20 protein-coding genes are annotated in these 25590 nt (G+C 60.1%); 1 reads left to right on the top strand and 19 read right to left on the bottom strand.

Features of this window, described 5'->3' with window-relative positions; translation table 11 throughout:
• Positions 1-2: 2 nt before the first annotated feature.
• The 12 genes from ABWH92_RS06575 to ABWH92_RS06520 form a co-directional block, all read right to left on the bottom strand.
• Entirely contained in the window at positions 3-2108 is a 2106-nt protein-coding gene (locus ABWH92_RS06575) for a beta-galactosidase (RefSeq protein WP_375573239.1), read from the bottom strand.
• Entirely contained in the window at positions 2105-3190 is a 1086-nt protein-coding gene (locus ABWH92_RS06570; RefSeq protein ID WP_375573238.1) for a mandelate racemase/muconate lactonizing enzyme family protein, read from the bottom strand. The genes ABWH92_RS06575 and ABWH92_RS06570 overlap by 4 nt, the downstream gene beginning before the upstream one ends.
• Positions 3187-4173, bottom strand: a complete 987-nt coding sequence (locus tag ABWH92_RS06565) for an aldo/keto reductase (protein WP_375573236.1) — start codon at positions 4171-4173, stop codon at positions 3187-3189. The genes ABWH92_RS06570 and ABWH92_RS06565 overlap by 4 nt, the downstream gene beginning before the upstream one ends.
• Positions 4170-5348, bottom strand: a complete 1179-nt coding sequence (gene dgoD, locus ABWH92_RS06560) for a galactonate dehydratase (RefSeq protein ID WP_375573234.1) — start codon at positions 5346-5348, stop codon at positions 4170-4172. Before dgoD ends, ABWH92_RS06565 begins: the two co-directional genes overlap by 4 nt.
• The gene (locus tag ABWH92_RS06555) at positions 5345-6442 is read right to left on the bottom strand and encodes a CapA family protein (protein ID WP_375573233.1); all 1098 of its coding nucleotides are present in this window, start codon (positions 6440-6442) and stop codon (positions 5345-5347) included. The genes dgoD and ABWH92_RS06555 overlap by 4 nt, the downstream gene beginning before the upstream one ends.
• Positions 6439-8193 (bottom strand): ABC transporter ATP-binding protein, encoded by a 1755-nt coding sequence (locus tag ABWH92_RS06550; RefSeq protein WP_375574204.1) that lies wholly within the window; start codon positions 8191-8193, stop codon positions 6439-6441. The genes ABWH92_RS06555 and ABWH92_RS06550 overlap by 4 nt, the downstream gene beginning before the upstream one ends.
• Positions 8194-8217: 24 nt before the next feature.
• The gene (locus tag ABWH92_RS06545; RefSeq protein WP_375573232.1) at positions 8218-9378 is read right to left on the bottom strand and encodes an ABC transporter permease; all 1161 of its coding nucleotides are present in this window, start codon (positions 9376-9378) and stop codon (positions 8218-8220) included.
• A 10-nt stretch (positions 9379-9388) separates the two neighbouring features.
• Entirely contained in the window at positions 9389-10378 is a 990-nt protein-coding gene (locus ABWH92_RS06540) for an ABC transporter permease (RefSeq protein WP_375573230.1), read from the bottom strand.
• A 140-nt stretch (positions 10379-10518) separates the two neighbouring features.
• Complete coding sequence (locus ABWH92_RS06535) at positions 10519-12447, bottom strand: ABC transporter substrate-binding protein (RefSeq protein ID WP_375573229.1); 1929 nt, start codon at positions 12445-12447, stop codon at positions 10519-10521.
• Positions 12448-12552: 105 nt separating this feature from the next.
• Positions 12553-13842, bottom strand: coding sequence for an MFS transporter (locus ABWH92_RS06530; RefSeq protein ID WP_375573228.1), 1290 nt, complete (start codon positions 13840-13842; stop codon positions 12553-12555).
• 140 nt (positions 13843-13982) lie between these two features.
• Positions 13983-14825: an IclR family transcriptional regulator gene (locus ABWH92_RS06525; RefSeq protein ID WP_375573226.1), complete on the bottom strand. Its 843-nt coding sequence runs from the start codon at positions 14823-14825 to the stop codon at positions 13983-13985.
• 5 nt (positions 14826-14830) lie between these two features.
• The gene (locus ABWH92_RS06520) at positions 14831-15745 is read right to left on the bottom strand and encodes an alpha/beta hydrolase (protein ID WP_375573224.1); all 915 of its coding nucleotides are present in this window, start codon (positions 15743-15745) and stop codon (positions 14831-14833) included.
• Positions 15746-15980: 235 nt separating this feature from the next.
• On the opposite strand from ABWH92_RS06520, the gene ABWH92_RS06515 reads away from it, so the two are divergent.
• A complete protein-coding gene (locus ABWH92_RS06515; protein WP_375573222.1) occupies positions 15981-17885 on the top strand; it encodes an alpha-amylase family protein in 1905 nt (634 codons plus the stop codon).
• On the opposite strand, the gene ABWH92_RS06510 is transcribed toward ABWH92_RS06515, so the two are convergent.
• From ABWH92_RS06510 to ABWH92_RS06480, 7 genes are read right to left on the bottom strand one after another with little or no spacing between them, the layout of a single operon-like run.
• Positions 17875-18630 carry an SDR family oxidoreductase gene (locus ABWH92_RS06510; protein WP_375574203.1) on the bottom strand — a complete coding sequence of 252 codons (756 nt, stop codon included), beginning with the start codon at positions 18628-18630 and terminating at the stop codon, positions 17875-17877. The two genes, ABWH92_RS06515 and ABWH92_RS06510, sit on opposite strands and share 11 nt — an antisense overlap.
• The gene (locus ABWH92_RS06505; protein ID WP_375573220.1) at positions 18627-20429 is read right to left on the bottom strand and encodes a glycosyl hydrolase; all 1803 of its coding nucleotides are present in this window, start codon (positions 20427-20429) and stop codon (positions 18627-18629) included. Before ABWH92_RS06505 ends, ABWH92_RS06510 begins: the two co-directional genes overlap by 4 nt.
• A complete protein-coding gene (locus ABWH92_RS06500; protein ID WP_375573218.1) occupies positions 20426-21268 on the bottom strand; it encodes a 5-deoxy-glucuronate isomerase in 843 nt (280 codons plus the stop codon). The genes ABWH92_RS06505 and ABWH92_RS06500 overlap by 4 nt, the downstream gene beginning before the upstream one ends.
• Entirely contained in the window at positions 21269-22330 is a 1062-nt protein-coding gene (locus ABWH92_RS06495) for an ABC transporter ATP-binding protein (RefSeq protein WP_375573217.1), read from the bottom strand.
• Positions 22327-23364 carry an ABC transporter ATP-binding protein gene (locus ABWH92_RS06490; RefSeq protein ID WP_375573215.1) on the bottom strand — a complete coding sequence of 346 codons (1038 nt, stop codon included), beginning with the start codon at positions 23362-23364 and terminating at the stop codon, positions 22327-22329. The genes ABWH92_RS06495 and ABWH92_RS06490 overlap by 4 nt, the downstream gene beginning before the upstream one ends.
• Complete coding sequence (locus ABWH92_RS06485) at positions 23339-24499, bottom strand: ABC transporter permease (RefSeq protein ID WP_375573213.1); 1161 nt, start codon at positions 24497-24499, stop codon at positions 23339-23341. Before ABWH92_RS06485 ends, ABWH92_RS06490 begins: the two co-directional genes overlap by 26 nt.
• Complete coding sequence (locus ABWH92_RS06480; protein WP_375573211.1) at positions 24492-25478, bottom strand: ABC transporter permease; 987 nt, start codon at positions 25476-25478, stop codon at positions 24492-24494. The genes ABWH92_RS06485 and ABWH92_RS06480 overlap by 8 nt, the downstream gene beginning before the upstream one ends.
• Positions 25479-25590: the final 112 nt, after the last annotated feature.

The following is a 25590-nucleotide window of genomic DNA, read 5'->3' as shown; positions in this document are numbered from 1 at the left end:
CCTTAAACGTTGTGCAGCCGCACAATGGTGGCGTCACGGCCACCCAATCTCGCTTGGATTAGGCCGCCGCCAACTGTCGCATCGCCGCGAACCACCGCGCCGGAGCCTGCAATCTCAAGGCTCACTTCCACCGCGCCGCGTGACGGATTGACCAACCAAACAAAGCGTTGTGCGCTGCTCTCACAAAGTCGAGCGAAACACGGGGCGGGCAGATCATAGCGCGGTGAAAGGCCCGCCAAGGCAGCGGCATTCGCAAAAAACGGCGAGCCACCCTTGTGGTAAGCGCCATAACCTGGGTGCGTCCCGCAGAGCAGCGTTCGGCCTTTGCCATGAGCATGGCTTGCCAGCGCCGCCAATCCCTTTGCATAGGGACCGGCCTCGGCTGTGTACTCTGCGAGAAGCTCAGCTCCCCTCGCCTCGAAGGCTTGGGTGTAAAGCCCGCCCCGGATCGTTTCATCTTTCCACCGGAAACTCACATCGTCTGAAATATCAGCAAAGAACTCTTCATAAGTCTGGCGGACACCGAAAAGCGCCTCAAGCCAGGCGGCGGTCTCATCCGGTGTGACCCAACCCTCCTCGGTGAAGTAGCCCGGAAAGCCCTCTGAGATGAGCGTACCGCCCTCGGCAACCCAATCGGCAAGACGTTGGCGCAGCGCAACCGGCAGTGTGGCGGGGAACGGAAGATAGACGGTGCGATGGTCGTCTATCTGGTCGGGCACAATGAAATCAGGCTGATAGCCCGCTTCATGAAAGCCGCGATAGGCACCGCGAGCCGACTTGGCGTAGAAATCGGGTGAGCTATGCATCGCAAGCGCCTGGTGCTGGCTTTCTTCGACAACCAAAATGCCGAGCTCGCCGCGCACTGGCATCGCATCCCAAAGGCCGGTCCGCTCCACTTCTTTGACCCAGCGGGCCATTTCTGAAGCCATGGCCGAGCGGTTCGTCGGCCTGCCATCATTGCCATAGGGCCCAAGCGTGCCGAACAGCGGCCCTGAGAGAAGGGGGCGCATACGCGGGAACATGATGCCGCGGGCGCCGCCGGCCATGGACATCAGATTGGAGAGGCGAATGTCTTCCGGGTGCCGCAAGCGTCCATCGTCGCGCGGTCGGCCCATTTGGAAGTCACGCATCCAAACCGGTCCGCCTTGATGCTCGGCATGCCAGAAGGGCTTGCCACGGCTCGCCGAGCGCGTGAGGTCCACGGCATGCATGTGCATCCATGGCTCCACCCCGTGGCGCGACTGGACATAGGTGAAACCGTAGCTGTCGACGGTTTCAGCCGAACGCCAATCATGACTTCCAGCGATCGAGAGCGTTTGAAGCGCCTGCGCCTGGCCATGGCTGGTGATCGGTGTGTGTGGGTCCGCCGCGCGCAAGGTCTCTGCGCGCCAACGCATTTGCTCGATGATGTTGTCGACGCGAAAGCGCAGCCAATCGAGCGACTGGGTGTAGAAGGCAAGTGCCATCGGCGCGCGCACTTGGTCCCAATCGGTGTAGCCGAATTGGCACCACGCCTCGGCCAGCGCATCAAGCGATCCGTACTTTGCCTTCAGCCAGACGCGGAACGCGGCCTGCGTCGGTTCGGAAAAATCGTAGTCGCCCTGCTTGCCCCACTGGTTCTGGGGAAACTTCGCTTCGTTGACGATGTCGTACCAGCCAAGGCCCGGATGGTCCTTGTACCGTTCGGCGAGGCGGGTCAGGAACTCGCCGGCAAGCGCACGCGCACCCTCATGGTTGAGCGAAAGGCCCGGAAAGCCGCCGGACGAACAGGAGCCGGACATTTGCGGCTCGTCGGCGCGGCCGCCCCGATGCACGAGCCGCGCTTCGGGATACTTTTCAAACGCCCAGATCGGCGCGGAGGTCAGCTTTTCCTGCACCACGGTCAGAAGCCCGTGCTTGGCGGCAAGGTCCAACTGCCGGTCATAGAGCGACCAGTCCCACACGCCCGGTGCAGTATTGACCGCCGACCACAGCGTCCAATGGCGAAACACCGTCCAGCCGTCGCTGGCGGCCTGTGCGTAGTCGCGTTCCCAGTCTTTCTCCGGCGGGTTGGAGCGGCGGTAGTAGACAGAGCCGTAGGGAAAACGTGGTCGGGCGGGGCGGCTCATATCTTGTACTTGGCCATCGCCTTGTCGTTCCACTCCAGCCCAGCCCCAGGAGCGGTTGGCACGGTGACCGTTCCATCGGGGTTCAACTGCAAACCGGTCTCATACTTCATGACCCGGTAGTGGTCATACTCTTCGGGGTAGAACTCCAGATAGAGGCCATTTGGAATGGCCGAGAGCAGATGCACATGGATCTGTTGCTCACCGTGCGGGGCAACGACCCGGCCATGCGTGTCGGCATAGCTGGCAATCTTCATGAACTCCGTCACACCACCGCAATTGGTTCCGTCAGCTTGCACGATCGGCGTCCCCGACCCGTGGATGAACTCGCGAAAACCGAAGCGGGTGTATTCGTTCTCGCCGCCGACAATCGGAATGGAGGTCGTCTGCGCGATGCGGGCATAGCCTTCGATATCGTCTGGCTGAACCGGCTCCTCGAACCAGAAGACGTCATAAGGTTCCACCATGCGCGCGAACTGGATGGCCTCGAACGCCTTGTAGGCGCAGTTCGCGTCGATCATCACCTTGATGTCCGGACCGACGGCATCGCGAACGGTGCGCACACGCTCAGCATCCTCGGCCATCGGGACCGCGCCGACCTTCATTTTCACCGCCTTGGCGCCATAGCGCACATAGCCTTCCATCTCTTCGGCAAGCTCCTTCAGGCCCTTGCCCGGCGCGTAGTAGCCGCCTGCGCAATAGATGTTCAGCGTGTCGTTGAAGCCACCGATCATGGTGGAGAGCGGCAGTCCGGCCACTTTCGCCTTGATGTCCCAGAGCGCGATGTCGAGCGAGGATTGCGCCCGCGTTTCCATGCCGCGACGCCCTCGTCGTTTCGGTGAATAGAGCTTGTGCCAGAGCTTCTCCGTCATCAGCGGATTTTCGCCGATGAGAAGCTCCTTCATCATCTCACGGCTTGCTTGTTCATTATGCCGGGTTCCGCCGATGGAGTGCCCCACCACACCCTCGTCGGTGTAGATGCGGATCACCCAACCGCCGCCCTTGGAGTAGGTGTGCAGCCCGTTGGAAAGCGGCACCGGCTTGTCCCACTCATAGGCGTCGAAACTGATATCGGTGATCTTCATGAGGGGTCCTGATGGTTGTCTGTGTGGGCGGCCATGATGGCCGCGATTTCGTCCATGGCCTGTTGCGGCAAAGGGCCGTGCTCAAGCGCGCCAAGAATGTCGCGCACCTGCACCTCGGTCTTGAAACCGGGAATGGGCAGCGTGTTTGGCGAACGTGCCATGAGCCAGCCAAGGGCCCCTTGAACCGGCGTGCGCCCGCCAATGGTGAGCCACTCGCGCAACGCCTCGTATGTGGCCAGTCGGCGCGCCTCGCGGCCCTCCGTCAGGTTCCACTTTGTCTTGCGCACATCGCCTTCCGCAAGCTGGCTGCTCGCGCCGTACTTACCGGTCAAGATGCCTTGCGCCAGCGGTTCACGGCAGAGCACCGCCAAACCCTCGCGCTCCGCCATGGCGAGCAAATCCTGGACGCCATCGAACACGTTAAGCCGCATCTGCACGGCACCAAAGCGTGGTGACCCGGTCCATGTTTCAGCACATGCGACGCTATCGGTCGACCAGCCATAGGCCCGTATCTTACCGTCTTCGACTAAGCGCTCCAGCGCAGCCTGAATACCATCGCTGATAGCCGGGTCGAGCGCGTTGATATGCAACTGGTAAAGATCGATGCGGTCAGTTTTTAAACGGCGCAGTGATCCTTCGCAGGCGGCAACAACATCATCGGCATCGACAACATCGCCTGGCAACCGCTCGCGCGTGTGCTCGTTCATGCGTTTGCCGAACTTGGTGGCAAGCAGAACCTTTTCACGCCGCGCGCCGAGCAGGTCGCCAAGCTCCATCTCGGCATGACCAGCGCCATAGACATCGGCGGTGTCAATGAGACCGATACCCCCGTCAAGTACCACTTCCATCCCGCGCCTGGCTTCGGCGGGGTCGACGCCGGGCCAGCCCTTTTGCGTGCCGCCGGCCAGCGCCGTGCCGCCCATGGCAAAGGTGCCGATGCCAAGCGGCGGAATGGTCCATCCAAGGCGCTGAAACTCTCTCATTGGTCCACCACGAAGCCATCGACATGGGGACGCATGGCGACACCGCGCTTGATAGCCTTGGCATTTCGCCCAGCGTCGGTGAGGGTCATGCCAAGACCGGGTGCTGTTGGGATGTCGACAAAGCCTTTGGTCACCTCCGGGATTGAAGTTACAAGTGACTGGCCACGTAGCGTGTCGCCAGGAACCTCGCCATCTTCTTCGGTGGACTCAAATGCCAAGCCGACGGTGGGGAACTCCTGGATCGTGAAGTTCGGAATAGCCGCATCCAGTTGCAGGCAGGCTGCGAGTGAGATCGGCGACAGCGGATTGTGGGGAATGACACCGATATCGCGCGCCTCGGCCATGGCGGCGATCTTGCGCGCGCCGGTGATGCCGCCGCACAGGCACACCGAGATGCGCGCGTAGGTCAGCGCATCGCGTTCGAAATGGTTCTGAAAGTCGTAGAAGGAGTGAAAGCGTTCACCGGTCGCGACCGGCACGTCCACCTTCCCGGCGACGCGGCCCATGCTGTCGGCGGTGGTCGGCGCGATCGGGTCTTCGTAGAACATCGGCCGGTAGGGCGCGATCTCCTTGGCAAACACCACCGCTTCGGCAGGTGTCAGGCGTCGGTGGATTTCGATGCAAAGGTCGACATCGTTGCCGAGCGCGTCGCGCAGGTCGGCGACCAGGCTGACAGCCTCGTCGATCTTCTGCGCATGCGCCTTGCTGTAGGCGACCGACCGGTCCTCATCCAGGAACGGGTTGAGATGGCCGATGGCGGTGAAGCCTTGCGCCTTGCGGGCCAGGCAATTGTCGATCATCTGCTCGCGCGTCTGCGCCTTCACATGGCAGTAGACCCGCGCCCTGGTGCGGGTCGGCCCGCCGAGAAGTTCGTGGATCGGCACGCCCAGCGCCTGACCCTTGATGTCCCACAGCGCGATGTCGATGCCCGAAATGGCCGCGCAGATCGCCGCGCCGCGAAACCAGCCGAACCGATGCATCACGTTCCAATGGTGCTCGATGGGGCGGGGGTCCTTGCCGGTGAGATAGTCGCCGAACTTCTCCACCGCCGTCTTGGCGGCCTCCAACTGGCCCCACGCGCCGCATTCGCCGGTGCCGACCAGACCGGTGTCGGTCTCGATCTCGACGAACAGATAGCGGTCCGACAGGTAGGGCGTAACGCGGGTGATTTTCATGCCACGGACACCACCTGGCTATCCGCTTCGACCATCACTTCGTTGCCGCGCAGCACGAAGCGCGCGCCCAGACCCTCCGACAGTTCGCTGAGCCGGTTGACCACCAGCGCACCTTCGGGCGTGTGCGGATCGAGAACGGCGATATTGTTGTCGTCGTTGCGACGCACGGGCACCAGCCCAACATGCGCAATGCCCTGGCGCCCCACCACGCAGCGGACCATGAGCCCATCGAGATTGCGGCCGCGCATCTTCTGCCAATCGAAAGCGAAATTGCCGAGCGAGTAGAAGATCGGGCGGCCCTTATAAAGCTCCACCCCACCAATCATGTGCGAATGGGTGCCGTAAACGAGGTCGGCGCCGGCATCGATGGCCGCCTTGCCGATCTCGGTCTGATAGCCGACATGTTCCTCCTGGCTCGACACGCCCCAATGGCAGGCAACGATCACAATGTCCGCCTTCGCCTTGGCCGCCTTCACATCGTCGACCATGGCGGCCAGTTCGTCCGGATCGGCCCATGTGTGGATGTCCGGCGGTGCACCGGGCATTTCCAGCACGCGGCGACCGGGCTGGTAGGCGGTGTGGCCCTTGATGGTGGCAACGCCGGGCGTTTTGGCTGTCGCCGGTTGTTCAATCGGCCAAAACACGGAGGTGTAGGACAGCAGCGCGACCGTCACCCCACCGGACTCCACGATGGCTGGCGCACGCGCGGCCGCCCAGTCCTTGCCGCCGCCGGCATGGGCGATGCCAGCCCGGTCGAGATGCGCTGCGGTTTCCACCGCCACCGCCGGTGGAAAGGTCACGTTAGAGGCGAAACTGACCGCCTTGAAGCCGGCCTTCTTGAAACCCTCCGCCACCAACGGATCGGAATGCTTCCAGCCCTTCTTGTAGGAGATGTCAGGCGCCAGCGGATCGTCGCTCGGTTTCGACAGCGGGCATTCCAACTGGCCCATCAAAAGGTCCAGATCGTGCAACGTGTCCATAACCTCCATGAACGCCGAAGCCGGATCCCCGCGTCCCTGAATATTGGTATCGCCGACAAGACCGAGCGTGATCTCGCCGGCTTGCGGCGCGCGCGTCCAGTTCCAGCCACTCATGCGGAAGCTCCGTTCGTCAAAAGCTCGGGGTCCGGCGCCACATAGCGGTGGCGGTCGGCGATGCGCCGGCGCGTCGGGTCGGGGCGCGGCACGGCACTGAGCAGCGCCTTGGTGTAGGCGTGGCTGGGGTCGTCGCAGACCTCGCGTGCCTTGCCGATCTCCACCAACTCGCCGCGATACATCACTGCAACCCGGTCGCAGAAATAGCGCACCGTCGAAATGTCATGGCTGATGAAAATGAAGGAGAGGTCGAGCGCCTGCTGGAACTCCAACAAGAGATCGAGGATCTGCGAACGCAAGCTGACATCGAGCGCGGACGTTGCCTCGTCGGCGATGATGATCTTCGGGTTCGGCGCGAGCGCCCGGGCGATGCCGATGCGCTGGCGCTGCCCGCCGGAAAAGGCATGCGGATAGCGCTCCATATGCTCTGGCTTCAAACCGACCCGCACCAGAAGATCGGCGACCCGCTCTCTGATTTCCGCCGGCGTACCGAGCTTGCGATTGCGCAGTGGCTCGCCGATCAATTGCTCCACCGTCATGCGCGGGTTGAGGCTGGCATAGGGGTCCTGGAAGATCATCCGGACATCGGCGTGGAAGTCACGAAGACCTTTCTTGTCGAGCCCGGTGACCTCAGTGTCCTCGCCTTGGCCTCGATAGAGCACAGAGCCTGAAGTTGGCTCATGCATGCGCATAATGCAGCGCCCAAGCGTGGTCTTGCCCGACCCGCTTTCGCCAACCACGCCCAGTGTCTCACCTGGCAGGAGGTTGAGGCTGACCCCGTCCACGGCCCGCACCCCCTCAGACACCAGTTTGCCGAGCATGGTATGTTTGGACTTGAACTGTTTGACCAGATCCCGAACCTGCAAAATTGGCTCGCGCGTTGCGCTGGCTGCCATTTTGGCCTGCATGGCGACTTTGATAGGCGACGGCTCTTCCAACCGCACCGCCGACCCGATCAGCATCTTGGTATAATCCTCGCGCGGATTTGCGAAAATCTCTTCCACGCTGCCGGTCTCGACATGCTGGCCGCGATACATCACCGCCACCTCGTCTGCGATCTCGGCCACAACACCCATATCGTGGGTGATGAACATCACCGCCATGCCGTACTCGTCCTGAAGCTCCTGTATGAGATCGAGGATTTCGGCTTGCGTGGTGACATCAAGGGCCGTTGTCGGCTCGTCGGCGATGAGGACCTTCGGGTTGCAAGCGAGCGCCATGGCGATCATCGCGCGCTGGCGCATGCCGCCGGAATATTCGAACGGGTACCGGTCGGCGGTGCGTTCGGGGTCGGGAATCTCAACCCGGCGCAGAAGCTCCACCACACGCGCCAGGCGTGCCTGTTTGTCGAGGTTTGTGTGCAGCTTCAGGCTCTCGTCAATCTGGAAGCCGATCGTGTGCACCGGCGAAAGCGAGGACATCGGCTCTTGAAAGATCATGGCGATGTCGGCGCCACGGATGGCCCGAATTTCCTTCGAACGGTCTCCCAATTCGTGTAGCGCGATGTCACCGTCGTCACGGTGCAGGATCACCTCGCCGCCGGTGATCTTGCCCGGTTCCGGCACGATGCGCAGGATCGACCGCGCGGTTACGGATTTGCCCGAGCCGCTCTCGCCGACGATGCACAAGGTCTTGCCGCGCTTCAGAGTGAAGCTGACATCGTCCACGGCCTTCAGCGTGTGGGTGCGCAGCGCAAACTCCGTCTTCATGTTGCGCACGGTCAGCACTGCATCGGGCGTCATGGAGATCACTTGGCCTTGGTCCATGTCCGCCACTCAGTTCGAATAGGGGTCGGCGGCGTCGCGCAGACCATCGCCAAGAAAGTTGAACGCAAGCACGGCAACCACCACGGCGCCGCCAGGAACCATCAGCCAGGGCGCGGTCACCACGGCGCGGATGTTCTGCGCCTCTTGGAGGAGAACACCCCAGCTGACCACCGGCGGACGCAGCCCGATGCCTAGGAAGGACAGCGCCGTCTCGGCGAGGATCATCGTCGGGATCGCCAGTGTCACGGTTGCGATGATGTGGCTAAGGAAACTCGGCGCCATGTGCCGCAAAATAATGCGTGGCTCGGATGCCCCGTCGAGGCGAGCAGCTGCGACATAATCATCGTCCTTGATGGATAAGAAGCGCCCGCGCACCTCGCGCCCGAGATCCGTCCACCCCACCAAACTGACGATGGCGGTGATGATGAGGTAAACCATCAGCGGATGCAGCGTCAGCGGAATGGCAGCCGCCAAACCCATCCACAAAGGGATCGTCGGGATGGAACGGATGAACTCGATCAGCCTTTGAATGCCGGTATCGATCCAGCCGCCGTAATAGCCAGAGATCCCGCCTAAAACGACACCCAGAAACAGTGACAGGAAGACCCCAACCAGCCCGATGGACAGTGACACCCGTGCGCCATGAATGACGCGACTGAACATGTCGCGGCCAAGCCGATCGGCGCCCCAAATGTAAAAGGGCGCACCCACCTCTTTGGGGCCGAACAGTTTCAGGCTAGCCGGGATGAAGCCAAGCAGCAGATAGGGTTCGCCCTCAACGAAGAAGCCGACAGGGATGCGGTCGTCTTCGTCAAGGACGAACGTCCGCCGGAAGGTCTCGCGATCAAGCTCCGTGCGGTAATCATTGACATGCAGACCCCAATGGCGCTCGCCGGCGTCGTCGACATAGCTCCAGCGCAGCTCCTGCGGCGGCGCATAGGTGTAACGCGGGCTGAAATCATTGGGGTCGGCGGGAGCGAGCACTTCGGCAAAAATTGCGATCAGGTAAAGAAGCAGCACCACGACACCCGACGCCATAGCGAGTTTATGGCGGCGAAACTTCCACCACATCAACTTCCATTGACCTGCAACCTCGGCGCCTTGGGCATCGACAATCGCCGGCGCGTCATCAGGCCCGAGCGGCGTCGCTGTGTCGGTTGTCATAGCCATCGCCAGCGCCTCACGAGTAACGGATGCGCGGATCGAGCCACGCGAGCAGGATGTCGGAAATCAAGGTGCCGATCACGGTCAGCACCGAGAGGATGAGGATGAAGGAGCCGGCCAGGAACATGTCCTGGCTTTGCAGAGCGCTGAGCAGAATAGGGCCAGCGGTTGGCAAATTGAGCACGATGGATGTAATCGCAGCCCCCGAGACGAGCGCTGGAAGCTCCCACCCTAGCCGGCTGACGAACGGGTTCAGCGCAATGCGCACCGGATAGCGCATGATGAGAACCGCTTCGGATTGTCCTTTGGCCCGCGCCGTTTCCACATAGGGCTTGTTCAGCTCATCAAGCAGGTTGGCGCGCATCACCCGGATCAACGCAGCCGTCGATGCCGTGCCAATGATAATCATCGGGATCCAAAGGTGCGCCAGAAAATCCATCAGCTTGGCCCAGGACCATGGCGCTTCGGCATATTCAGGGCTGAACAAGCCACCTGGCGTCACGCCGAACACTTGCAGCGAGGTGACCATGAGCACCAATGCCAGCAGAAAGTTGGGCACGGCCAAACCGAGAAACCCAAAGAACGTGAAAACATAGTCACCCAGCGAGTATTTGCGGATCGCTGAGTAGACCCCGATAGGAAAGGCCACGCAGTAGACGAAAAGCAGTGAGGCGAGGGAGACAACAAAGGTCAGGGCAATACGGCCCCACAAAAGCTCACTAACCGGTCGCTCCCATTCGAACGAGCGGCCAAAATCGCCTTCAAACACGATATTGGAAATCCACTTCCAGTATTGCACCAGGAAAGGCTCATTGAGACCGTAGCGCTCGCGAAGGATTTCGATCTGTTCGCGATCGACCGTTTCACCGCCTTCCTGAGTAAGCTGCGCCACATAGGCGTTAAGATAATCGCCTGGCGGCAGCTGAACGACGATGAACGTCACTAAACTGATCAAAATCAGCGTCGGGATCATCAGCAAGATGCGGCGGGCAATGTAGCGCAGCACGAGTGTTCACTCCGTCGATCGGCGATCAGAAGACGCGCAACTTGGCCAGCGCGCCAAAAAAGTGGGGGGAGTTGGGGAGGATGGCTCGGCAGCGGGAACCGTTAAAGCTCCCCGCGCGCCATTTTGGTTAAAGCGCCCGCCTAGCGCAGGCTCTCATCATCGATCCAGAAATGGGCCGGATGATAAGGCCCTGGGGGTGCGAAGGCGAAGCTGCCATGCATCACATCGGGCACATTGCGCATGTGATCCAGCTTGAAGGCGTATTGAATCTCCTCCGAACAGGTTCCCAGCGCAAAGAAATTGTCCGCTGTGATTTGCAAGATCTCGGCAAAGATCTCGAACTGTTCTGCGGGCACCGAGGTTTCACCCATTTCGCGGTAAAGTGCGATTTGGCGTTGCACCTGTTCCGGCGGCTCCTGCGCATTGTCCATTCCGGCGTACCAATAGAACCAGGGGATGCCGAAGCCTTGGTCGTCGTCCACCGGCAGGTATGGCGCGGCGGCAAGAACCGCGTCAGCCAACGCGGAGGAATGGTCCTCCATCAGGATCATGTGCTGGTTTGCGTCGCGCCGCTGATCGGACAAAGAGCGTTCCACCACATCCAGTTGGACGTCCACCCCGACCTCAGCCCAGTAGCGGGAAGCCAGATCGGCGATGTCGATCATGTCCTGCTTGTCGGTACGAACCTGGATGACCAGCGTGATCCGCTCACCATCGGAGCGCAGCCGGAACCCCTGGTTATCCCGCTCCGTGAATCCAGCCTGATCCATCAACTGGTTGGCCAAATCGACATCATAGTCCAGATGCTGGTTCGCCAACTGCTCATTGTAGAGCGGCGGAAACTCTGGGCTCACCGCGATCTGGCGGGGCACGGCTGCGCCGGCAAACACGGTATCGCAAATCGCTTCGCGATCGAGTGCATGCGACAGGCCGGCCCGGAAGTCCCGGCTCGTCAGCACCTCGCGCATCGCCTCTTCTTCAAAGGTCTGATTGAAATAGATCGCCCCTTCGTTGGCACTTGAAGGGATAAGGCGGATAAATTCCATACCCAACTGTTCAGCCACATCAGCCAAGAGCGGCCGGTTGGGCACGGTATTGATATGCCTACCATGGAAGTCGATCTCGCCAGCCAAGGCTTGCAACAGCATCACCTCATTGTCCTGGTAGACCTGGAAGACCACATCATCGATGTAAGGAAGCTGGTTCCCCTCTTCGTCGATCTTGAAATAATAGGGGTTGCGCACGGCGCGTACCTGCGTGCCCTCGCCAAAGGGATCATCGATCACCCAAGCGGCAAGCGTCGGCTTGCCGGCGTTCTGATAGGACGACCAGCGCGCGTTGAAGAGATCGACCCAGCTGTCAAAGCCCGATTCCTCCACCAACGCGTCGATCCCATCGGGATTATAGTCCGGGTGAAACTGCGCCATATAGTGGCGCGGCAATTTCAGCAGCCCATCGCCCATCTCCGAGGAGGAAACGCGCGAGAGGTCTTGCAAGAACGTGCCGTACGGCTCGCCGAACGTCACCGTGAAGGTACGCTCGTCGATGGCCTCGACCGTCGCCCATCCGGCAGCGTTGCGGTAAGAGCGTGAGGGAATACCCAGATTTGGGTCACGAAGCATCTCCATGGCGAACACCATGTCAGCGCTGGTCAGCGGCGTCCCGTCCGACCAACGATGGCCTTCGCGCAGCGTAAACGTGAAGACGGTAGAATCCTCATTGGCCTCCACGCTCTCAGCCACATTCGGCACGACGCCAGTCCAATCCTGATTCCACATCACCAAGTGATCGTAGTTGATAGTGCGATACATCCAGCTGTCGGTACGACTGGAAGCCGCAGTACGCCAAGTCCCGCCATACTCTCCGACTTCCTCGATCGCTTCAATGACCAGAGGACTGGCTGGCAGACGTTCCGCCAGCGGCGGCAATTCGCCTGATGCCACCATGGCATCAAGCATCGGCGCCTGGTGCAGATGGCCATCGGCCGTCGCGACGGCCGCAAAGCCACCGGCAAGGGCAAGAGTCAGCGCGGCTGTACCAACCGTGCGGCGCAAATGGTGCAGGGTCATTGATAGTCCTCCCGTGACGCGAGTTTTCTCGCTGTGCGGGAGCAACGGTATTCGTTACGGCAATTATGTCAACAGTTAAAATTATATTTCATCTAATGAAATTATCTATTCAAGCGCTTCGACCTTCCGACCCGCGGCCAAGAAAGATCGGCTCATGGCCACCAAACCTGCACCACCCAAAACGGCCGCGGTCATCAGGGCTGTTGGAAGCGTCGTCAGATCGGCCAGAGCCCCAACCAAGAGGGCGCCGACGGCGCTGCCCCCCTTTAAGAACAAACCGTAGTAGCCCATCACCCGCCCCCTCATTTGGTTGTCCACAGCGAACTGAAGCAGCGTTTGGGTGCCAGACGCACGCACGATCATGCACGCGCCGATAGCGAACAGAATGACGAACCCGGCAGGCGTCCAGCGCACCAGTGCCAGCGCGATGACGAGTGTCATCAACACAATCATGAAGAGGAGCAGAAGCTGGGCCATGCCTTCGACCCGGCTGCGCGAGGCCAGCCAAAGACCGCCGACTATGGCCCCCGCCCCGATACAGGCGGTTAACAGGCCTACCGTTTGCGGACCGCCGCCGAACAACACCACCGCGATCGCTGGCATCAACGGAATCAGCGGGCGCGCGCAGACGGCGAACAGCAAATGCAAGACCAGAACAGCGCGCACCGAGGCATCGTGCGCAATGTAGCGCGCGCCATCGACAAGGCTGCGCGAGAGGCCAATCTGCCCGGCGTCAGCGATGCGATGGTTGTCCTCGCCATTAGGAGGCAGCTTGAGGCGCAGCAAAACCGCGAGAAACACTGCTTGCAGGCAAAGCGTCACCACATAGGCCGTAAGCACACCCTGCCAGGCGATCAACGCGCCAGCAGCAGCCGGCCCAACGAAAGCCGCCAGATTAAAGGTTATCGAGCCAACCGGGATCGCGACCGGCAGCCAGTGCTTCGGCACCAAGTGCCAAACAAACGCCTTGTTGGCCGGATTGGCCAGCGACTGCGCACTGCCAATAAAGGCGATGAGCACACCGAGCGACCAGATCGTCAGCAGATCGAGCGCCAGCAAGAGCGTAAGCAAGAAAAACCCGCTCACAACGGCCACTTTGCACAGCCGCATCAGATCAAGTGGCCACATCCGGTCGGCCAACACGCCGCCAATAGGCCCAAGAATGATCGATGGCGCCAAACGCAAAAAGGTTATCACGCCCAGCCATGTTGCCGAACCGGTCATCTCCCAAACCAGCCAGCCGGTTGCCAACTGTTCCATCCAGACGCCAATGGCCGCCAGCGTTCGACCCCCGTAAAACAGGCCCACATGCGGCAGAGCGAACAGGCCGAAAAGATTGCTGAAGCTGGGTTTAAGGTGAGAACCGACCGGCTGATCGTCTTCCGCGTCGGGCATGCCAGGCTCCTTAAAGCCAGGCAAAAGCCGTGGGCCAAGGACCGCACTGTCTAAGCTGGCATCACATGTGTCGAATGCGCGCCAAGCTACGCCTCTCGATCAAAATGTCAAAGAGCAAAAATTAATTTCACTATATGGAATTAATCGACCAGCGTTGCATCCGCGCGCATTGATCCAGTCTGTTGCGCGCGCCAACCCATGCGACGAGACGCATCACGGGCCGCATCCTGCAATGCCTGTTTCAGCGCGGCTTCGCGCCCGGAGAACTGACCGGTCAGCGTTGAGACAGACAAGGCTGCTACGACTGTGCCTTCGCGGTCGCGTACCGGCGCTGCCAGACAGGTGATACCAAGTTCAAACTCCTCACGGTCATAGGCGATGCCGTCCTGTCGCACCTCCGCAAGCGCTTCAAGCACCGCGTCGACATCGGACAGGCTGTTGGGCGTCATGGTGCGAAGCGGTTCGGCGCCGAGCAGTTCACGCACGCGCACCTCCCAAAGCCAAGCCAGCAGCACCTTACCCGATGCACTCAAATGCGCTGGGACGCGTGTACCAACGCGCGTTGCTGTACGGATCGAACGCTGGCTCTCGCCACTATCGACATAGACCGCATCGGCCTCCTCAAGGATTGCTAGCGAGGCTGTCTGATCGGTGTCTTCGGTGAGCCGCATTAAGATTGGGCGGCAGACTTCCTGCAAGCGCGTATGCGAGAGAAAGCGCGTTCCCACCTCGAACGCTTTGAGGCCAACACGGTAGAGCCCACCCTCATCTTGCACCACGAAATCATGGGCGCGCAGCGTATCGAGCAACCGCAAAGCTGTGGCGGGTGAGAGGTCCGAACGCTGCGCGATGTCAACCAACGGCAGATCAGGATCCTCAGCAATGATGGACAGAATGCGCAATCCCCGATCAAGCGCACGCGTCAATGGCTTGGGCTGATCGGACTTGGGAACTGGCCCTCGGCGGCGACCGGATGTTGCCATGACCGTTACGCCGCGTTTCGGCGCGCACCCAGAGCATGGGCCGCATCCACCAAAGCGTCTGCAACTTGCGTTTCGCCACCAGTGTAAAAAAAGTCGACCCCTTTAAGCACCCGGGTCTCCAAGCTGGCTGCCCGGGTGGCAGTGCCGCGCACCAGCTCCAAAAAACCATGGATGTCTCGGTCACGCCGCGTTTCGCGCGATCCAAACCAAGCAAAGACCGGGCAGCTCACGCGGGCTAAGGCCGGGGGCAAACTACCATGGCCATAAAGCTCCTTGAACATCTGCGCGCGGTCCAAATACCAGTCAGCGCTGACAGTGCTTTTCAGGCTATCGCCGCCCGTACCCCAAGGCATCAAATCTCGCCCTCGCCCTTCCGCCCGCATGGATCGTGCAAGGTCGAGATCGTCGTTCGACATTTTTGGCCGGATCGCAGATGCGGACGAAGCCAACGCAAGGCCAGCAACCTCGCGGCGACCGCTTTGCGCCTGGTAATGCAGTGCTTTTGCGCCACCAAAACCATGACCGCAGAGAACCACGCGACGGAAACCGTGCTGGCGTGCCTCATCGAGCCAAGCATCCAGATCGTATACGCAATCTGTGAACACCTCCCAGGCCGATCCGCCCAGAACAGGCTCCTCACCACCACGGCTCCAACTGCCAAAACCGTGTCCGCGCGTATTGATGGTCAAAAATGGAACGCCGGCCTGCGCGGTTCGCCGCCCAATCTCTATGTATTCCGGCTCAGCAAAGCTGAGTTGGCGGGTGTGAATCCAAATCGCAAGTAGATCGCTGCTGTCGCCCTTCGTCGGCCGCATCAACAGCCCCGACAACCTCACGCCATCCTCAGCGGTCGCAATCAGCAGCCGTTCGGTAATCTCTGGCTGCAACGCACGGTCACGAGCGGGGCGCGGTGAGGGCATCGGACCTCCGTTGGCATTCCAGCACGACATGCCAGAATTTTCATCTAATGGAATGCCATCTCAACACGCGGAAAAGCAAGGTCTTTTTTGCCTTGCAGCCTGTGGCACCCGCCCGCATGCTTAGGGCATGCAGGAAAAACCAGCGCCGATCAAGTCTAGGGGCAGCCCATCCCAACCATCATGGCCGGCTTTGGCGCGGCTGATACAGGTTAATCTTGGGCTCGATGATCTCAGCATGATCGATGCGCCGGCATTAATAAGCCAAGTGAAGGCGCTCGGCGCGAACGGTATCGTGCTCAACACCGGCGGCATTTATGCCTGGTATCCAAGCCAGGTGCCGGGCCACACCATTCATCCAAGTCTCGATGGTCGCGACATGGTGGCCGAGGCTGCCAAAGCAGCACGCGAGGCAGGTCTCGCCTTCGTTGGCCGCTACGATTTTTCACTGATCGAACAGCCACTGGCTGACCAAAACCCCAACTGGGTCGCTCGCACCGATGACGGGGCACCGCTAGAAATCGGTGGTCCGCGATCCGACGGCATGCCGCCCCTAATCGCCACCGCCATGACAGGCGCCTACCGGCGAAAAGTCGCGCTGGAGATACTGGCCGAAGCGCATTGGCGCACACCGTTGGATGCTGTCTTTTTCAACGCACCTGAATCCTTTCTGGACGCAAGCGAAGGCGCGCCGCAGCCAACCGATACCGATTCCGCCAGCGCAGCCTTCTTCGAGACATGGAACGCCTGGGGCGCGACCATCGCCCAGGTTGACCCGGACTGCTTGATCCTCGGTCGGTTCAACGCTTTTCAATATCGCGATCTGGACCAACTCACGGACACATCGGACCTACTGACCTCTCAACCTCTCGATTGGCTGGATGGCGGCCTGGAAACGCAACGGCCTTCCTGGTTTGCCGCTCTAACGACCAAAGTCGGTCGGCGGGCCATGGGTGACAAACCACCAGTGATCATTGTTCACGCCACGCCGGGGCTGAGCTGGCGCCATGTCGGGCTGCCGTCGGTCGAGGCTCGCATGTGGCTGTCTCAGGTGCTGGCAAACGGCGGCGGCCTTTGGCACACGCTCACAAGCTTACCAGATCAGCAGCAAGACACGCGCCTGCTCGACGATATCCGATGGGCCAATCAACGGGCGCAGGCAGCCGAGCCATGGCTGAAGGATACAAAGGCATTCGCCTCCATCGGCATTGTTATCGCCCGCCGCAAACCTTCCGGATCCAATCACAGTGAAGCGGCAGGGCTAGTTGATGTCTTGACGAGCGCAAGACGGTTTTATCATCCGCTCAGCGAAGCGGACCTAACCGATGAAAGTTTGAAGGGCCTGGACGCTCTTATTCTTCCATCAGTGGAATGCTTGTCCCAAGATGAGGAAGCAGCCATCACCCGGTTCGCCGAAGCCGGTGGCGCTGTTATCGCGACCTTCCGTACGGGTTGGCGCGATGAAACGGGAGCAGCGCGCTCAACACCTGCATTGGCCAATCTGATGGGCATCGCATCGGCTGGAGAACGCGTTGACGACCTTTACGCCAGCTATCTGTCTTTGACGGCTGAAACGCCGCTCTCAAGGCGATTGAGCGGCACAACACTCGTGGCGGGGCAAGGGCCCTTTCAAGAGGTGGTGCCACGCTCTGACGCGGCGGTTTGGGCGAAGCTCGCCACGCCCTTCGCAGCGCGTGGAGGTGTGGGCAAACCACCTGAGCGGGTCAGAAAACCAGAGATATCAAGATTCCCAGCCGTGATTTCGACGACCAAGGCCGTCTACTTTGCTCACGCAATCGGCAGCTTGGTCACACGTTACGGTCTGCCGGACCATAGGAACCTGGTTCTTGCGGCGCTGGATCATGTAGCCAAGCCGCAAAAGGTCCAAATCGAGGCGCCGACCGGCGTCCATGCGTCTTTGTTCGAACAGGGCGATCGGCTGGTTCTGCATCTTGTAAATGCCGTCGGCCAAAGGCCGCTGGCCGATTGTGTGCCCGTCCGCAACACCATCATCTCTGCCGATGCGGAAGTAATGCGCACCGTGCCAGACGGCAACGATTTAAAGCGGCGGGCGGATGGCAGTTTCGTTTTGAACGAGCTCGACGTTTGGAAAACAATCGAGATTCGCCCTGCTAAAGGCTGACAGAGATGCCTCCATCGACGAAGAGCGTTTGACCGTTCACGAAGCTTGAGGCTGAACTGGCTAGGAAGATGCAAGCGCCTTGCAACTCATCCACCTCGCCCCAGCGTCCCGCCGGTGTACGGGTTTCAAGCCAAGCGCTGAAATCAGCATCGGTGTAAAGTGCCTCGTTGAGCGGCGTCTTGAAGTACCCCGGCGCGATCGCATTGACCTGCAGGCCGTATCTCGCCCAGTCGGTAGCCATACCCTTCGTCAGATTGCCGACGGCACCCTTTGAGGCGGTGTAAGGCGCAATTCCAGGCCGGGCCAAGGCCGTTTGAACTGACGCGATGTTGATGATCTTTCCAGCGCCCCGGCCAATCATGTGCTTGGCGACGGCCTGCCCGACGTAGAAAGCGGAGTTCACGTTGGTGCGCATCAAGCGATCGAAGTCGGCGGGATCATAGGCTTCGAGCGGACCACGCAGTTGCATTCCAGCATTGTTGACCAGCACGTCAATGGGGCCACAGTTCGCCTCATAACTATCGACGGCCTGTTTCACAGCCTCCGCGTCGGTGACATCGAAGCTAAGACCAACGCTCCCGGGCATACTCGCGGATGCATCGGCCAGCCGTTCAGCATTTCGACCGTTCAACAGAACACTGGCCCCGGACTCGGCCAACCCCTTGGCCAGCGCAAGGCCAATGCCCTGGGAAGAGCCGGTGACAAGCGCCGTCTTCCCCGTGAGATCAAACAGCGACGACATCAGACTTGCGCCGCCTCGACCCATTCGCTCGTGGCCCCAGACAAGGCAATCGAGCGTACCATGACGCGTTTGTTTGGAATGGCGGACAAAACAAACGCATTCGCAAGAATGGGTGCATCAAGCACCGGAACGGGATCGCTAACAGAGCCATTGTCTAAGGCAACGTCATGGCGCATTCCAAATGCGCCGCCTTCCTCCCACGAAACCAGCCATTCCGGTCCATTCAGACCATCTATCTCTTGCAAGTGGGCAGGTGGCGGCGGAGGCGCTTCATCGTTCGCCGGCGCGGCCAGCACCAGTGCGACCGAGGGAAGTGGAACCTCAAGATCGAGACTGATCTCACCCAAGAAGCGCCGGCGCAAACGCTGGCGCGGTTCAGCCGCGCGGCGCATGGCGTCCAACACATCGATCGGTGCTGTCAGTTTGGGTGAAACCGGTGGTTTCGGCAGGCTGGTCGCCTCCCAAACGACGAAAGGATTGGCCTCGATGTCATCCAGCGTCAGCACGAGCACATCCCAAGCACCCTCGGTACCCGGGAGGCGGACAGATACTGTACTTGAACCGGAAACACGCACCGCGTCGCGCGAATTGTAGAGCAGGACGGCCCAGTTGCCGGATTCATCACGGGTGGCAAGCGCGCCGGGACCATCCTCGTCCGGCGTGAGGCCGGGTATCGGGACGCGGGTTTCTCCTAGCTGGGCAAGCATATCCATCACACTCAACGAGGGCTTCTTTACCAGCGAAAACGGATCAGCGCACCGCAGCTCATCGACGCGCTCCAGATCGGTTTCATGTTCTGACTGCGCCTTGGAGACCGAGCGCCCTCCAAACAGCGTGAACTGGGTCCGCTGGCCCCACTCACCCATAAAGCCATTGTCGTTGAACAACATACCCATGGGCGCGCCATGGTCGGCAAGCAGGCGCTGATGTTGATCGATGATTTTTGCAATGATGGCAGGCTTATAGGCCGTTGCGCGCCACGTGTGATGCTGCCACCAACCAACCTGCGGGTCGCACTCATTATTGATGATCGGCAGATCTGCAAGGGCTGGGTGATGCTTGCGCAGATAATCGATCGCCTGCCATTCGCGCTTGCAGATACCAACACTATCGGGCGCGATGTCCTCAAAGCTTTTTTCGACGCCTTTTTCATGCACCGAAATGAAGTCGCATCGGGGGCGTTCACCAGTCAGCCGGTTCTCGCCAGCATCGCAATGGGCCACAAACGCTTTGAACATCGGAGACAAAGTCCGCGCGGTGCCAGGGCCGCCGACAGTAAGGCCCGGCATGGCCGCATCCAGGCCGGCCACACAGGCATCGTAATAGGCCAAGAACGCCGTCTCATCCGAAGGCCACCATGGCAGGTCCGGCTCGTTCCAGCTTTCAAAATACCAGCGACGCAGTTCGTTCTCGCCATAGCGGTCCGCAAAGCGTTGGATCATTTCCGACACAAGATCGCGCCATGCCGGCGCCCAATCGGTTCCCTGGAAATCGAACGCATCGGACGGATTGCCCATGATCTCGAAAAACGGAACGAACCCGTTGCCGACCATGACATCGATAGCGTCTTCCAGCAGCGCGTAGTCATAACCATTGGCAGTCTTGCGAACGAGGTTGAGAAGGAAATGCGGACGCAGATACTCGATGCCCTTTCGCGGGGTCGCACTTAGCAGCTTCAGTGTCCGCTGCATCTCAGGCGTCAGCAGCAACTCGCCCGGTGAGAACCCGGTCCCCCGCCAAAATCTATCGAAGGCGTGCGCCATGGAAAGGTCAGGGCGGATAGTTATTGGCGATGCGGTCATTTAAACGCGTCCCGCATACCCTGAATGCCAGGTATCGCTGCCATCAAATGTGCGTGCCGAGACTCGAAGCGCTGAACTAGGCCGCGTTGTGTGTAACCCGCCAGAACCGTGAAGATATACCCCTCGTGGCCCGGTGAGGTGACGGTTGGGTGGTACCCGCGATCAAGGCAGAATGTATCACCGTGACGGGTCGTGAAGGTGGTTGGCGCTTCGCCTTCATTGTAACAACTCTGCCCACCAAACCCCGTCTCCGGATTGAACCGGTAGTGATAAAGCTCCTCGTGGTTGGTCTCTTTGACGCCATCATCAGTATCGTGTTTGTGCGGGGGATAACCGGACCAGCATCCCGGATCGGCATAAAGCTCTGAGACAAGAAGCCTTTGAACACGGCCGTTTTGTCTCTGACCGAGTATATGGCGGATGCGGCGGCGCGAATGGGTCTCCCGCGACCCGACCTCCACCTCTTCGACCTCATCCGGCGTCACGCGAAAGGGCGTGGCATCAGCATCTTCTTCCGTTTTCGCACCCGCCACACCAATCTCGCAATTGGAAAAAGCCACAAGGGAGATCCGACGGTTGGCCGGCACATAGACGGAGTCGGCAAGGCCAGAAAAGACGTCATCTCGCCCGCCCAAATCGTCGAAACGCTGTCCGTCCACCTCCACGTGAACGGTTCCAGAGAAAGGAACCAGACACACCTCATGATCGGGCTCGACGAGGGTTAGAGTCTCGCCTGCGGTCAGTTCAACCAGCCGAAAGGTGATAAGGCTCAGCGTCTCGTCTCCAGCGCCGACAATGGGCGCGTTCTTAGTATCGGAAGCAGGTATGAGGCGAGCCATTTAGGCGGTCTCCATCGGCTGGTCGTGTTGGGGGGATGCGGCGCCGTCAAAGGCGTTGGCGAGGGTCAAATCGTCGGCGTGATGGCAGGCAACTTCGTGCCCATCCGTGCTCACGCCACGCAAACCCGGCTTGTCAGTTTTGCAAATGTCAGTGGCGAACCGGCAGCGCGGATGGAAGGGGCATCCGGGCGGCGGATTGGCAGGATCGGCCACCTCACCGGGCAAACGGATGCGGGAGGACTTGCCGCGCAAAGTCGGGTCCGGGATCGGCGCTGCCGAAAGGAGCGCCTCGGTGTAGGGATGGCGCGGCGTTTCGAACAGGCCATCAGTCGGCGCAATCTCAACAATGTTGCCGACATACATTACCGCGATGCGATCGCAGATGTGTTGGACAACCGAGAGGTCATGGCTAACGAAAAGGTAGGTAAGTCCGAACTCCTCCTGCAGATCCATCAGCAGATTGATCGTTTGCGCCTGCACCGAGACATCAAGAGCAGAAACGGCTTCATCAGCGATGAGCAGTTTAGGTTCTGGTGCCAACGCGCGGGCGATACCGATGCGTTGACGTTCGCCTCCGGAAAAGGCGTGCGGATAGCGGTGCATCATTTCCGGGCGAAGGCCGACCCGTTGCATCAAGTCGGCGACATGGTCGCGCAGCTCAGAACCGGTTGCAATGCCATTGACCGCCAACACCTCCCCAATGATGTCGACAACCGGAAGACGCGGGTTCAGCGAGCTTTGAGGATCTTGAAAAACAAGACGTATGTCGCGCCGGTAGGGCGTCAGTGTCTCCTCATCCATGGAGGCAAGATCCGCCGGGTTCTCGCCATCCCCGTGATAGATCATCTGGCCGTCCGTCGGCTCATAGACCCGAAGTAGCGCACGTGTAATGGTCGACTTGCCACAGCCGGACTCGCCGACCAACCCAAGCGTTTCACCTTCCAGAATGTCGAAACTGACGCCATCCACGGCCTTCACATGCCCAACGGTCTTTCGTAGCAAGCCGGCCTTGATGGGGAAGTGCATTTTGAGGTCACGGACCTCGACAAGCGAACGGCTCATCCTGCACCCCCAGCCTTGAAGCACCGTGCCGTGCGGTCATCGCCATAGCGTTGCAACGGCGGCACCGACTGGTCACAAAGACCGGCCTCAAACAGATCGCAGCGGGGATGAAACAGGCAGCCATGTGGACGGTCGAACGGCGATGGCACCATACCGCGGATGGTGTTGAGGCGTTTCGCCCTACCCCGAGCCACGCGTGGAACGGACCCGAGCAAGGCACGGGTATAAGGATGCAGCGGATCGTGGAAGATTTGTTCCACCGGACCCTGTTCAACGACTTGGCCTAGATACATGACGACGACTTGGTCTGCGATTTCCGCGACCACACCCAGATCGTGAGTGATGAACAGGATCGAGACACCCAGATCATCTCCTAGTTCTTGAAACAGATCGAGAATGTTCGCCTGGGTGGTGACATCAAGCGCCGTGGTTGGTTCATCGGCGATCAGAAGTTTCGGCTCGCACGCCACGGCGAGCGCGATACAAACCCGTTGACGCATGCCGCCGGAAAGCTGGAAGGCGTACTGGTCGAGACGAAGTTCGGGTTTGGGAATTCCGACCTTGGCCAGCATGGCTGCGGCCCGCTCCCGCGCTTCCGCCTTGCCTTTGCCGAGATGCAGCCTGATCGTTTCCACCATCTGATTGCCGATGGTGTGTACAGGCGACAGCGCCGCCATAGGTTCCTGGGAGATCAGCGCGATGTCGTTGCCGCGGATCGCCCGGATGGCCTTGCCTTTCGGGTCGAGCGAAAGAAGGTTGGTCGGCTCGGCCCTGTTCGGACGCCACTTGACCGCGCCTTCCAAGATGCGCCCCGGATAGGGAATCATGTTGAGGATTGATCGGCCGGTCATCGATTTGCCCGATCCCGATTCCCCGACGACACAGACGGTCTTGCCCGCAGGTATCGTGAACGCTACGCCGTCAACGGCCTTCACCACGCCTTCATCGGTGAAGAAATGCGTGCGCAGGTCCTCGACTTCGATCAAATTGCGCGGCTCGCTCATGACATCAGCGTCCATAAGGATCGGCCGCATCGCGCAGGCCATCGCCAAGGAAATTGAGCGCGAGCACCGCGATGATGACCGCCAAGCCTGGCAGGAACAGCCAAGGCGCATTGGCAACGGCGAGGATGCTTTGCAACTCCTTCAGCAAAACGCCCCAACTCACCACTGGTGGACGCAGTCCAATGCCGAGGAAGGACAGCATAGTCTCCGCCAGGATCATGGCCGGGATGGCGAGTGTCGTGGATGCAATCAGATGCGACATGAAGCTCGGCACCATGTGCCGCCAGATGATGCGCTGCTGTCCGCAGCCATCAAGCCTTGCGGCCGTGACGAAATCTTCGGTTTTCAGCGAAAGGAACTTGCCGCGCACGATGCGGGCGATGTCGGTCCATCCAATGAGGGACAGGATCACCGTGATCCAGAAATAGACGATCAACGGATGGATGTTGAGCGGAATGGCCGCCGCCAACCCCATCCACAGTGGGATGGTCGGGATGGATTTGAGGAACTCGATGGTCCGTTGGATCACCTCGTCTACCCAGCCACCGGCGAGTCCCGATATGCCACCAAGAATGATGCCAATCACCAACGAGATTGCGACGCCAATCAGACCGATCGACATGGAGACGCGGGTGCCATGGATCGTGCGCGAGAAGACGTCGCGTCCGAGCCGGTCGGCACCAAAAAGATAGAAGGGCTGCCCAACCTCCTTTGGTCCGAACAACCGATGTTCCATCGGGATAAGACCCCAAAAACGGTAGGGCTCGCCGCGCACCAAAAAGCCAAGCGGGATGACGGTTTCGCGGTCCAGTTCAAACGAGCGCTGGAGCGCTATCGGGTCAACCGTGACCGTGTAGTCGTGGACGTAGAAAAGGTGGCGATTGCCATCGGCGTCCTGCCCAAACATACGGACCATCTGCGGCGGAGCGTAAGTGTATTGCGCGCTGTACGAGAAGGCAGTTGTTGGCGCAATGAAGTCGGAGAACAGCGCCACGGCGTAAATCGCAATAACCACGATCCCGCTCCAAAACGCGAGCTTGTGGCGACGAAAACGTAGCCAGATCAGTCGCCACTGCCCGGAGGCGGCGACCGTCTTCTCTGGCTTCGTCAGCGCGGACGTGTCGGTTGGTTTTTTTGCCGGTGGGCTGAGGACGGCATCACTCATAGCGGATCCTTGGATCCAGCCACGCCAACAGGATGTCAGAGACGAGCGTGCCAATCAGTGTGAGAATAGATAGCAGCAGAATAAATGCGCCAGCCAGGTACATGTCCTGCGCAAACAGCGCATTGAGAAGCAAAGGCCCGGTTGTCGGCAGGGAGAGGACAATGGCCGTCACCACTGCGCCGGAAACCAGGGTAGGCAGAATCCAACCGAGCGTCGAAACGAATGGGTTAAGGGCTACCCGGACGGGATACTTCAGAAGGAGATAGGTCTCAGACAGGCCCCGCGCTCGGGCAAGCTCCACATAGGGCTTCTTCAACTCGTCCAAAAGGTTGGCGCGCATGATGCGGATCAGCGCCGCGGTTCCACCTGTGCCCAAAACGATGACTGGTACCCATAGATGATTGATCAGATCACCCACCCTGCCCCAGGACCAATCAGCGTTGGCGTACTCTGCTGAAAACAGCCCGCCAACATTCGCGCCCATAAAGCGTGACGTAACGTACATAAGGACAAGCGCCAGCAGGAAGTTCGGAACGGCCAGCCCGATGAAGCCAATGAAGGTGGCGATATAGTCGCCTAATGAGTACTGCTTGACTGCCGAGTAGATGCCGATCGGAAAGGCCAAAACCCAGACGAAGATTAAAGTGGCCAGCGACACAACCAACGTCAGACCGAGCCGGTCCCAAATCAATTCGCTGACAGGCCGATTCCACTCAAACGACTGGCCGAAATCACCATAGAAAACGATGTTGGCGATCCACTTCCAGTATTGGACGATCACAGGCTGGTCGAATCCATAACGCTCGCGGAGTGCGGCCAGCGTCTCCGGATCGATCTGCTCATTGTTTTCCGAAGCCTGCGCGGACAATGCAGTGACGAAATCGCCCGGCGGAAGCTGGATGATAATGAACGTCACGAGCGATATCGCCAGCGTGATGGGCACCATGAAGAGGATGCGCCGTGCAATGTAGGTCAGCATGGCTCTAGCTTTCCCAACTTGAGGTCGTCGCGTTAGACGTCGGTCATCAGGATTGGTGCCGCGCCTCTAGGGATGAGGAGGCGCGGCACCGCCAAATGTGGGGGGAGAGACG

This window comes from Ahrensia marina, from assembly GCF_042140245.1.
Taxonomy (GTDB): Bacteria; Pseudomonadota; Alphaproteobacteria; order Rhizobiales; family MH13; genus MH13.
Note: the sequence above shows the minus strand (reverse complement) of the source record. Positions and strands in the feature narration are given on the sequence as shown.